Here is a 10,872-nt window from a genome sequence, read left to right on the forward strand (position 1 = left end):
CGGGACGCTCAGCCGTCCTTGCGGACGCGCGGTGCGCGCTTGCGGAACTCCTCCTCGAAGAGCTGCTTCACGGCGTCGGAATCGAGGGCCTCGCCCAGGCGTCCGAGCTGGCCGGCCGCCACGCGCTGGCACACGGCGAGCCACGCCTGCCCCATGGCGAGGGTGAAGCCGGACGCCACCGACGCGTTGATCGCGCCACCCGCGACGGTGCCCGCGCCCGGGATGAGCTGCAACAGCCCCGTCACGGCCGAGCGCCCGGCGGTCGTGGCGATCGACGTGGACGCGATCGCCAGCAGGGCGGCCCGGTCGAACGGCACGCTGTACAGCTGCGCGATCCGGGCCATCATCGCGAGTTGGATCGGCACCAGCACGGCGGCGGAGCTGAACGGGATCGGGACCGCGGCCGCGGCGGCGGCGCCGGCCACGGACGCGCCTATGGTCCGGTTCGCCTGTCGCGCCTTGAGGTCCAGATCGATCTTCTGCGCGGCCGCGAGGGCAGCGTGGACCGCATCTGGGACAACCAGAAAGGTGGCGTTCAACAGCTCCATCAAGCCGTAGGCCGGCTGACCCGTGAACGAGTCCCTCATCGCGTAGGTCATGAACGGGCGGCCGCCGACGATGGGCAGGTCCAGGGAGGCGACGTGGTCGGCGAGCGCCGCGGCGTCCGGGTGGACGGCCCCGTCGCGGACCGGCACCTGGGTGAACACCAGCATCACCGGCACCTCGAGGTCGGCCAGCGTCCGGATCACCTCGGCCTCGGCCTCCTCGAACCGGCGGTCCAGCGCGCGGACGCAGTACCAGGCAGCGTGCATCTGCTCGGTCAGCGGCAGCTTGCGCTGGTTGGTGACGAACGTCCGGATCTCCTTGACCAGCGTCCGGTCGTCGCGGCCGATCTCGATGCCGCGGGTGTCGATCAGACCCAGCGTGCCCTGGACGCCGACGTAGAGGTGGGAGTCCTTGGTCACGGGTTCGCCGATGCCGGTGGCGGCGACCTCCTCGCCGAACACGGCGTTGATCAGGGTGGACTTGCCCACCCCGGTCTTGCCGAAGACCCCCAGGTTGAACCGCCCCATCATGGAGGCCTGCTTGTCGAACTCGGACCGGAACGACTCGGTGAAGAACTGCGTCACAGGCTCAGCCTAGGCACAGCCGCCCCCGCGCCCCATGGCGGACACCCCTGAGTGCGCCCCGGCGTGCCCCGCACGGCCGTACCGGGCCCTAGCCTCCCAGCCGGGTGTTGGCCGAGCAGCGCGTGATCGTGGCGTCGCCGGCCGTCGTGCGCGCCGCCACCTCCGTGCCGTCGACCACGATGCGACATCCCAGTTTCGCGGGTGCGCCGGCCGGTTCCACGACGACGAGGATCGACGAATCGAACTGGACCGTCTCCAGCGTCCGGCTCCAGGTTCCCGTGAAGGTGGCGCTCTGGAAGGGCCCCTCGATCTGCCCCCAGGTGACCGTCCCGCGTCCCGCGGCCGTGGCCTCGAGGCGGATCGCCCGGTCGACGGTCGGGAGCCTCGGGTTGGCTCCTGTCGGCTCGACCGAGGGTTTCGGGCCGGGCAGCGGATCCTCTGCTCCGGACGTGGGCGACGGCGAGGACGGTTCGGAGGGCACGGGGGCCTCGGTCGTGGGTGAACCGGGGCTCTCCGGCGCGGATGGCGACCCCGACGGCGCGCCCCCCGTCGGTGACGGGAGCGTCGTCGGCGACGGGAGGGCCGGCGGGTCGGGGGTCCCCGCCAGCGGGCCCAGGAACAACCACGCCGCGCCGCCCGCAACGGCCACGGCACCTCCCCCGCGAACCACAGGCGTTTGTCCATCACGACCCCCTAGCGACCTGCCATGTCACCGGCGCGGTAGTTCTGGCCCCACGTGTCGTCGTCGGTGGAGTCGGACTGGTGACACAGGGGGTTGTTCAAGGTGGCGCCTTCGGGGTGCTGGAAGACACACGCGTCGCCGACCCCGTAGATGGGGTTCTCCGGCACCTCGTAGAACACGCCGTCGGGCTTGGCTCCCGTGAGAGCACGCGACCGGTAGGCACCCCGCTCGTACGTCTCCACCGTGAGGTAGTAGGTGTTGCCCAGCCGGAACATGGACGGCGCAGCGGTGATCTCGGGCGAGTACGCGATGAGCGTTCCGATGTCGCGCGGGTTCGCCCCCAGGCCCTCGAAGGTCGCCGCGGACTTGGTCCTGATCTCGAACACTCCGCGGTTCACCCGGTACCAGTAGAGGTGGAAGGTGCCCGTGTGCGGGTCCCGGAACAAGGTCGGGTTGCCGTTGCGGAAGCCGGGCTCGTACACGAGATCCACCGCCGGGGTGAACCGGGTGCCGTTGAGGCCGTCGACGGAGACCTGCCCCGTGATGTTCACATCCCAGTTCTCGTTGACGACGAGCGCCACCCGGTCCCCGTCACGCACCGCGGACGCCCACCGGCACGGTTCCCCGTTGGGGAAGGCCGCCTTGACGGGGTCCACGGTCCAGGAGGCCGCGTCGAGCGAATCCGCCCGGGCGAGCCGGACGCCCGAGCACAGGTTGTAGCCCGAGTACGCGAGATAGCGACGTCCCTGGTTGATGGCCGGATCCAGCTGAGGGTTCACGTCCACCGCGCTGAGGGTGTGGGGGTACGCCCCGTTCTGCGACTGGCGCGGCAGGATGTCGGTCTTCTGCCCGGTGGACTTGTAGTACCCCTGTCCGACGCCGATCGTGGCCGTTCCGTAGCCCAGAAGGGTCTTCTCGCTGTAGCCCCACGAGCGCAGCTGGGCGTCGGCGATCTCTCCGTCGCGCAGGGTGATCCAGTCGGTGTCGTCGGCGTTGAACCAGCGGTGGACGCCGACACGTCCGGTCCCCGGCCCCGAGTAGATGTAGAACTGGAAGACCTTGTCCGAGTACCCGAACCGTTCCATGGACTCGTCGGTGGTGAGATCGTCGCGCACGTCGACCCAGTCCCGGTCACCCTCGTGCCACCACCGGTTGATGCGGACCATCCCCGCCCCGGGTGTCGCGATGAGGTAGGCGCCGTACTGGGGCGCCGATCCGCTGATGTGCCCGGACGCTGTCAGTTGCGCGGAGTCCGGCTGGGACCCGTGGTCGGGAACCGTGACCCAGTCTCCGTCCCTGGCCTGGAGCCACCGCCGCACGACGGTCGGGGCACTCTGAGCTCCTGGCGTGATCGCCGGGCCGGTGGGCGTCGGGGTCGGGGTGGGCGTGGGCGTCGCGGTCGGCGTGGGCGTCGCGGTCGGCGTGGGCGTCGCGGTCGGCGTGGGCGTCGCGGTCGGCGTGGGCGTCGCGGTCGGCGTCGGCGTCGCGGTCGGCGTGGGCGTCGGCGTCGCGGTAGGCGTCGGCGTCGCGGTCGGCGTCGGGGTCGGGGTCGGTGTCGGCGTCGGCGTGGGCGTCGCGGTCGGCGTCGGCGTGGGCGTGGGCGTGGGGGTGGGCGTCGGCGAGATCCGCACGTAACCCAGGACCGCCTTGGAGGTGTATCCCCAGGACGTCAGCTGTGCGTCCGTGAACACGTTCGCCGGCAGCGTCAGCCAGTCACGATCCCCGGCGTGGAACCAGCGGTTCAGGGCCACGCGGCCCGAGCCGGCGGCGGTGTACACGTAGTACTGGAACGCCTTGCCCACGTAGCCGAAACGGGTCATGTTGGCGTTGATCGCCGGGTCGTCCAGGGCGTCGACCCAGTCGCCGTCCCCAGCGCTCCACCACCGGTTGATCGCGACCCTGCCCGAGCCGCTCCGCATCGGGACGTAGAAGGGCGCCGCATCGTTCAACTCCATCCCGGCGTCACGCAACTGGGACGGCGAGGGCTGCGAGACGTGATCAGCCACGTCGATCCAGTCCTTCGCCTGCCCGTTCCACCAGCGCCGCACCGGCGCCTCCGGAAGATAGGACAGACCGACCTGGCGTCGGATCCACTGCTCGGCGGTGGGGTTCGGACACGTGCCCGCACAGAACTCGGGATCGTGCGCCCCATAGGCGGCCAGCGCGGCGCGCTTGGCCTGGAGGTCGGCCCCGGCGACGTTCTCCGGTGCCTCCAGCACCTCGTACCCGCGGTAACCGATGACACGCTCGATCGCGTCCTCGGCGAGCGCGGCCCGCTGCACGAGGGACGCGGTGGCGAAGTGGTCGTCGTAGGGGGCGATGATGCCGGTGTTGCCGTGAGTCCGGATGACGGCGGGACGAGCGGTCGCGATGAGCGACTTCATCGTGGTCACCAGCGCGTCGAGGGTGTAACTGTTCTTCCCGTCCACCGACCTGATGGTCGATGCCGCGCCGGTGAACAGCTCCTGGATGCTGACCCCTCCCGTGACGGGGGACCCCTTCCCGTCCAGGCCGTCGGGGAGGCGGAGGAACGTCAACTCGATCCGGGGGGTCCCCTGCAGCGCGCGCGAGACCAGCGTGCGGCCGGCCACCTGGCGCACGGTGGGCACCCAGACGTTCGGGACGCCGAGCATCGTCGCATAGGCGGCCTCGACGCCCGCCTCGCGGCCGGACCAGTAGGTCTCGCCGAGCGCGGCATCGCCCGCGGTGACGTACACCGTCCTCACGCACGACGATCCCCGGACGTCGTGCAACAGGTCGGGACTCATGAAGATGAGATCGTCGTCCGGATGCGCGCTGAAGAGCAACGCACCCCCGACACACTCATCGGCAGCGTCCGCCGTGGGGGCGATGATGGCACCGAACGTGACCATGAACAGGCAAAGCATTACTGCCACGATGGGTCGTAGGCCCCTGCGGGCGCGTTCCATCGCGTCTTCGACGAGTCTCATTGTGTCCTTCTCCACCCGTGGGCGATCACGGGCGGACTCTCAGGTTAGGGACGCGCGCGCGCGGATATAAGGAGAGGGGCACCCCTCCCCCCCGCGGGTCATTGCCCGACAAGGGGAATCGTGCTAGAAGCCTTGACCTCCGTAGCGTCGGAACTGGACAAAAGCCCTGCGCCGGCGCGCATTCGGTGCCGTCGAGTCAGCGGGAGGGAGCCCCGAGCGGGCGGCGCTCCAGCCATGCCTGCCAACGCCGCACGGCCCAGCCCGGCAGCAGTTCGACCGCCAGGTCCTCGGCCGCCGGTCCCCTGCACACCAGCTCGTTCCGGGCCCCCAGGACCAGCTCAGCCTGCGCCAGGTGGGGTACGGCGCCGGGTCGGCGCGCCAGACCTGCGTGACCAGGTCACGGTCCAGCGCCGGCTCGTGCCGGGAGACGGACCATCCCGCGGCGCGCGAGCCCTCGTCGAAGAAGCGGTCGGGCGCCCAGGTGGCGAAACGGACGGCGACCGCGAGGTGGCCGCCCTGCCGCACGACGCGGTAGCCCAGCGTCCGCACGAGTCCGTCGGGGGAGGTGACGTAGAACGCGCACTCCTCGCCGAGCCGGTTGAGGTGGGCGTCCGGCAGCTCGTTGCCGAGCAGGACGCCGGTGGCGTCCAGGAGCCGGCGCCGCAGCGTCCGCACGGTGGTCATGGCGCTCACCTTCTCACCGTTCCGCGCCCGCCGCAGGCATCCGGCGCGCCGCGCCCTGTGCCCGCACCGGTCGCTCCGCCCGCTTCGGCGCGCACCCGTTCGGCTGCGAGCCCGAATCACCGAGCGGGCGAATGAGTCCCGCCCCGGGCCGGCCCGCCCCGCGGTCAGGCAGCGAGCCGCCCGTGCTCAGCGCAGCTTGGGCCGGACGTGCAGGCCGACCTCGGGGTCGACCAGCACCTCCTGGGCGGCCGCGATCCCGGCGACGGTCAAGGGCGCGTCGAGGGGGGTGTTGCGCTTGATCAGCGCCAGCCCGATCGGGCCCAGGTCGTGATGGACGGCCGAGGTGCCCATCCGCCCGACGACCCGGTCGCCGGCCAGCACGTCGTCGCCGACCTCGGGGAGTCGCTCCTCCGAGCCGTCGAGGTGCAGCAGCGTCAGCCGGCGCGGCGGACGCCCGAGCGTGTGGACGCGCGCGACCGTCTCCTGGCCGCGGTAGCAGCCCTTCTGCAGGTGGACGGCCGGACCGAGCAGGTCGCCGTCGGGGTTCGCCAACTCGTTGGGGATGGTCTTCTCGTCGGTGTCGAGGAAGATCCGCGGCTGCCCCGCGGCGATCCGCACCGCCTCGGACGCCCACGTGCCCGCGCGCTCGTCGCCCAGTTCCGCCTCCAGGTCCGCGCGCGGCACCCGGCGGGGCGCGGCGGCGTCCAGCAGGAGCGCCCAGTCCGCGGAGGCGTCCGCGACGGTCACCCGGGAGGCGAACACCATGCGCTGCAGGTAGCCCAGCAGCGGCTCGAGGCGTCCGGGTTCGGTGTCGGCCCAGAACGTGTCACCGTCGTCGACCCCGCCGAAGACGTGCTCGACGTGCCCCTGGGGGTCGAGGACGAACGCCGTGACCCGGACGCCGGGCGCCAGGCCCTCGAACGCCTGGCTGGTGACGGCGTGCAGCCACGTCAGGCGGTCGGCGCCCGACACCGTGAAGATCGGCCGGTGCGACGCGTCGACGCGGGCGCGGCCGGCCTCGAGCCGCCGCTGCTCCCCGAGCGGGTCGCCGTAGTGCCACACCGCCCCGGCGTCGGGACCCTCGGTGTGCCGGACCGCGCTCATGCCCGGGTGAGCGTCGCCCACATGTACGGGCGCAGCGCCTCGTCGGTGGTGGCGCGGTCGAAGCTGTACATCAGGTTGCCGTCCACGAGGCCGTACAGGCGGCGTCCGGCGGTGTACTCGACGGTCGCCAGCGGCGAACGGACGACCGCGTCGGTGGTCAGGTCGATGCGTCCGGGCTGCAGCGGGCCGTACCAGATCTCGGCGTAGCCGTCGGGGCTGCACATCACCACGTCGACCTGGGCGTCCTTGGTGGCCCGCCAGAACCCGGTCTCGATCGTGAGGGGGCGCTCCGGGCGGCCCTCGGCGTCCAGGGTGAAGAACTGGGCGAGGTAGTGCAGGTAGTCGCCGCCGTTGTCGACGAAGTCCACCTGGGCGCCGAACTCGATCTTGTCCTCGCCCGGCCACTCGCGGTACCCCTTGCCCTCCCAGCGGCCGCGCAGCCAGGCCAGGCCGACCAGGTCGGGGTTGAGGTCGGTGGGGATCTCGAACATGGGACGCCTCCTGAGGTTGTCTCTCGTGCATCCCAACGCTAGCCGGTCCCCGTTCCTTCCCCACCCCGCCGGAACCGTGCGCTCAGGGTCTCCGACGCCCACCGCCCGACCGCGGCCCGGAACGCGGTTCGCACCGGGCTCCACAGGGGCGCACGGCCCGCGGGTCGGCGCGGCAGGGTTGACTCACCCCCCACGGGTGGCAAGGTGGAACGATGATCGGCCGCCGCACCGCCCTCCTCGGGGCCGCGGCCGCGGGCTCGTTGCTCGCGGCCGGCTGCACCCGTCCGCCCACGGCGCCGGTCCCGGCGCAGGAGGAACCGCCGCGGATCGACCCCAAGGTCCACACCGTGCTGGCGCACGACCCGTCCGGGCACGTTGCGCTCCGCCCGGACGCCGAGCAGGTGCTGGCGGCGTCCCGCGCCCTGCTGGCGGTCGCCACGGCGGTCGTGGTGGCGGCCCCCGACGACGCCACCGCGGCGCAGGTGGCCCGCGACCTCGGCATCCCGATGCTCCCGCCCGGCGACGGCCTGGCCGCCGAACTGGACCGGCTCCGGACCCGGACCGTGTTCGCCTACACCGAGGCCGACGTGGGGACGCGCGAGACGCTGCCCGGGCCGGCCACCGCCGCCGAGGTGCAGCAGGACGGCCTGCCGGCGAAGGCCGAACCCGCGGACCTGCTCGGCCTGGCCTACGGGACCCCCTCCCCGACCGTCGCCAGCGTCGCGCACGCCGCCGGCCTCGGGCTGACCGCCGTCCCGGCGCCCCACCCGGGCGCGACCAAGGACGCGACCGCGGCCGTCCGGGGGCACCGCGGCCAGGTGGTCGGCATCGGCACCGGGTTCGGGGACGACGCCCAGTTCGGGACGCAGGTCGAGGTGACGCGCACGGCGAAGGAGTTCCCCGCCGGCGGCGTCGCCCCGCTGCCCGACCACGTGATGATCGCGCTGTACGGCCACCCGGGGACGGCCTCGCTGGGCATGATGGGCGAGCAACCGCCGGCCCAGGCCGTGCAGCGCGTCCGCAAACTCGTGGACGCCTACGCCAAGCTGCTGCCCGACCGGCACGTCATGGGCGCCTTCGAGATCATCGCCACGATTGCGTCCTCGGCGCCGGGGGACGACGGCGACTACTCGCTCGAGTCCGAGGTGGCCAAGCTGCTGCCCTGGGTCGAGGAGGCCGAGCGCAGCGACCTCTACGTCGTGCTCGACCTGCAGCCCGGCCGCACCGACTTCACCAGGCAGGCCCGCCGGTACGAGGAACTGCTGAAGCGTCCGCACGTCGGGCTGGCGCTGGATCCCGAGTGGCGGCTGCCCCCCAACGGCAAGCACCTGGTCCAGGTCGGGCAGGTCGACGTCGAGGAGGTCAACGCCGTCGGGGCGTGGCTGGCCGACTTCGTGCAGCAGCACAGGCTGCCGCCCAAGGTGCTCACGCTGCACCAGTTCCAGACCCGGATGATCACCAACCGGGCCCGGCTCGACACCACGCGCCCCGAGGTGCAGCACCTCGTGCACGTCGACGGCCAGGGCGGCCAGGGCGCCAAGCAGGGGACGTGGGCCGCCATCAAGAAGGACCTCCCGGCGCGCACCTGGCTGGGGTGGAAGAATTTCGAGGACGAGGACGTCCCGATGCTCACCCCGCAGCAGACGGTGGCGCAGGTGAAACCCCTGCCCAACTTCATCTCCTACCAGTAGGACCGACACGACAGGAGGCCCCATGCGCCTGGTGGTGCAGCGTGTCTCGCGCGCCGCGGTGAGCATCGACGGCGAGGTGGTCGGGGCGATCGGGCCCGGGCTGTGCGTCCTGGTGGGCGCCACCCACACCGACACCCCCGCCGACGCCGACCGGCTCGCGGACAAGGTGTGGGGGCTTCGGATCCTGGACGGAGAGCGCTCGGCCTCCGACGTGGACGCGCCCCTGCTGGTGGTCAGCCAGTTCACGCTGTACGCCGACGTCCGCAAGGGGCGGCGTCCGTCGTGGAGCGCCGCGGCGCCGGGGGCCGTCAGCGAGCCGCTGGTGGACGCCTTCGTCGCGGCACTGCGCCGCCGTGGCGCCCGCGTGGAGACCGGACGCTTCGGCGCCGAGATGGCCGTCGAGCTCGTCAACGACGGGCCGGTGACGCTCACGCTGGACAGCGCGATGTGGGCGCCGCGCGCGACGCAATAGAATCCCACTGGTCGATCCAGGCGGGAGAGGGACATGGCACGGGTGTTGGCGGTCAGCCCCAACGCCGCCGTCACGCCCGGCGAGCCCGCCATCGCCACGCTGGGGCTGCTGGCCCACGTCGTCACCGAGATGCTGCCGGACGCCTCGATCGTCACCGAGTCCCAGCGCGTCGACCTCATCGTCCTGGACGGCCGCGCCGACCTGGCCTCCGCCCGCCAGATGTGCCGCCTGCTCGGCGCCGCCGGCTCGGCGGTCCCCATCCTGCTGGTGCTGGGCGAGAGCGGGTTCGCCGCCGTGAACCGGGAGTGGGGCGTCGCCGACATCGTGCTCGGCGCGGCCGGGCCCGCCGAGTTCGACGCCCGCATCCGCCTCGCGCTCACCGTCGAGGCCGACACGGGGGTGGTCAACGCCGGCGGCCTGCTCATCGACGAGTCGGCCTACCACGCCTCGCTGAACGGCCAGTCCCTCGACCTGACCTACACCGAGTTCGAACTGCTGAAGTACCTGGCCCAGCACCCGGGCCGCGTCTTCACGCGCGAGACGCTGCTGTCGGACGTCTGGGGCTACGACTACTACGGCGGCACCCGCACGGTCGACGTGCACGTCCGCCGGCTGCGCGCCAAGCTCGGCGTCGAGCACGAGGCCCTGATCGGGACGGTCCGCAACGTGGGCTACCGCTTCAACCCCGACGCCGCCCGCTCCCGCGACTGACGCCCCTCCCCCAAGCCGGCCCCGACCGGTGCCTGCGAAGCCCGGACCAGGACCGGAACCGGCCCCTAGCGCCGCACGGTGGGGGCCGGGTTAGGGTGGCAGCGTGGAGCCCACCGATTCCCTGGAACCGCAGGATCGCCTCGCGGTCATCGAACTCGCCGCGGCCGCCGAGGCCGCCGACGGCACGCCGCCGCTGAACGAGGAGGCGACGCTGGCGCTGATGCGCGACGACGCCCTGCACTGGCTGGCCCGCGACGGCGACGCCGTGGTCGGTTACGCGCAGTGGCAGGCGAACAACGCCACCGGGCAGCTGGTGGTGCACCCGCACCACCGCCGGCAGCGGATCGGGAGCTCGCTGCTGGACGGGCTGCGCAGCCGCGCCAAGACCCGGGTCTGGGCCTTCGGGACGCACGCTCCGGCGCGCGCCTTCGCCGCGGCCCGCGGGCTGGCGCCCGTGCGGGGACTCACCATGATGGAGCGCGTCCTCGCCGACGAGACGGCGCCCGCCGTGCCCGAGGGCATCACGCTGCGCGGCTTCACCGACGCGGACGCCGACGCCTTCCTGGCCGTCAACGCGGCCGCCTTCGTCCACCACCCCGAGCAGGGCCACTTCAGCGCCGCCGACCTCGCGGCGCGCCAGGCCGAGGACTGGTGGGAGCCCGAGGGCCTGATCCTCGCCGTTGAGGGAGACGAGGTGCTCGGCTTCCACTGGACGAAGCGGCACGACGCCACCACCGGCGAGGTGTACGTGCTGGGCGTCGACCCGCGGGCGTCCGGCAAGGGGTTGGGCAAGGTGCTGCTGCAGGCCGGGCTGTCCCGGTTGGCCGACGGCGGCGCCACCCGCGTCATCCTCTACGTCGAGGCGGACAACGAGCCGGCGCTCGCCCTGTACCGCAGGGCCGGCTTCGAGGTCGTGCACACCGACACGCTCTACGGGCCCACGACCAGCTCCTGAG

The 10,872-nt window shown here is 72.6% G+C and carries 10 protein-coding genes; 4 read left to right on the forward strand and 6 right to left on the reverse strand.

Annotated elements, in window-relative coordinates; all coding sequences use genetic code 11:
* Positions 1–8: 8 nt before the first annotated feature.
* The 6 genes from G7070_RS04910 to G7070_RS04935 all read right to left on the reverse strand — a co-directional run bounded on the left by G7070_RS04910 (position 9) and on the right by G7070_RS04935 (position 7,042).
* Positions 9–1,130 carry a YcjF family protein gene (locus G7070_RS04910; protein WP_246227353.1) on the reverse strand — a complete coding sequence of 374 codons (1,122 nt, stop codon included), beginning with the start codon at positions 1,128–1,130 and terminating at the stop codon, positions 9–11.
* Positions 1,131–1,218: 88 nt separating this feature from the next.
* A complete protein-coding gene (locus G7070_RS04915; protein WP_166232428.1) occupies positions 1,219–1,611 on the reverse strand; it encodes a hypothetical protein in 393 nt (130 codons plus the stop codon).
* A 212-nt stretch (positions 1,612–1,823) separates the two neighbouring features.
* Positions 1,824–4,763 carry a PIG-L family deacetylase gene (locus G7070_RS04920; RefSeq protein ID WP_431977921.1) on the reverse strand — a complete coding sequence of 980 codons (2,940 nt, stop codon included), beginning with the start codon at positions 4,761–4,763 and terminating at the stop codon, positions 1,824–1,826.
* Between the two features lie 123 nt (positions 4,764–4,886).
* A complete protein-coding gene (locus tag G7070_RS04925; protein ID WP_166232432.1) occupies positions 4,887–5,447 on the reverse strand; it encodes a hypothetical protein in 561 nt (186 codons plus the stop codon).
* A 186-nt stretch (positions 5,448–5,633) separates the two neighbouring features.
* Complete coding sequence (locus G7070_RS04930; protein WP_166232434.1) at positions 5,634–6,551, reverse strand: CAF17-like 4Fe-4S cluster assembly/insertion protein YgfZ; 918 nt, start codon at positions 6,549–6,551, stop codon at positions 5,634–5,636.
* Positions 6,548–7,042 (reverse strand): heme-binding beta-barrel domain-containing protein, encoded by a 495-nt coding sequence (locus G7070_RS04935; protein ID WP_166232436.1) that lies wholly within the window; start codon positions 7,040–7,042, stop codon positions 6,548–6,550. The genes G7070_RS04930 and G7070_RS04935 overlap by 4 nt, the downstream gene beginning before the upstream one ends.
* A gap of 212 nt (positions 7,043–7,254) precedes the next feature.
* On the opposite strand from G7070_RS04935, the gene G7070_RS04940 reads away from it, so the two are divergent.
* The 4 genes from G7070_RS04940 (at position 7,255) to mshD (ending at position 10,871) form a co-directional block, all read left to right on the forward strand.
* The gene (locus G7070_RS04940) at positions 7,255–8,733 is read left to right on the forward strand and encodes a hypothetical protein (protein ID WP_166232438.1); all 1,479 of its coding nucleotides are present in this window, start codon (positions 7,255–7,257) and stop codon (positions 8,731–8,733) included.
* A 22-nt stretch (positions 8,734–8,755) separates the two neighbouring features.
* Positions 8,756–9,205: a D-aminoacyl-tRNA deacylase gene (gene dtd / locus G7070_RS04945; RefSeq protein WP_166232440.1), complete on the forward strand. Its 450-nt coding sequence runs from the start codon at positions 8,756–8,758 to the stop codon at positions 9,203–9,205.
* A gap of 33 nt (positions 9,206–9,238) precedes the next feature.
* On the forward strand, positions 9,239–9,916 hold the full coding sequence (locus G7070_RS04950; protein WP_166232442.1) for a winged helix-turn-helix transcriptional regulator: 678 nt from the start codon (positions 9,239–9,241) through the stop codon (positions 9,914–9,916).
* A gap of 103 nt (positions 9,917–10,019) precedes the next feature.
* Positions 10,020–10,871, forward strand: coding sequence for a mycothiol synthase (gene mshD, locus G7070_RS04955; protein WP_166232444.1), 852 nt, complete (start codon positions 10,020–10,022; stop codon positions 10,869–10,871).
* Position 10,872: the final 1 nt, after the last annotated feature.

It is taken from the genome of Propioniciclava coleopterorum (genome assembly GCF_011393335.1).
Lineage (GTDB): Bacteria > Actinomycetota > Actinomycetes > Propionibacteriales > Propionibacteriaceae > Propioniciclava > Propioniciclava coleopterorum.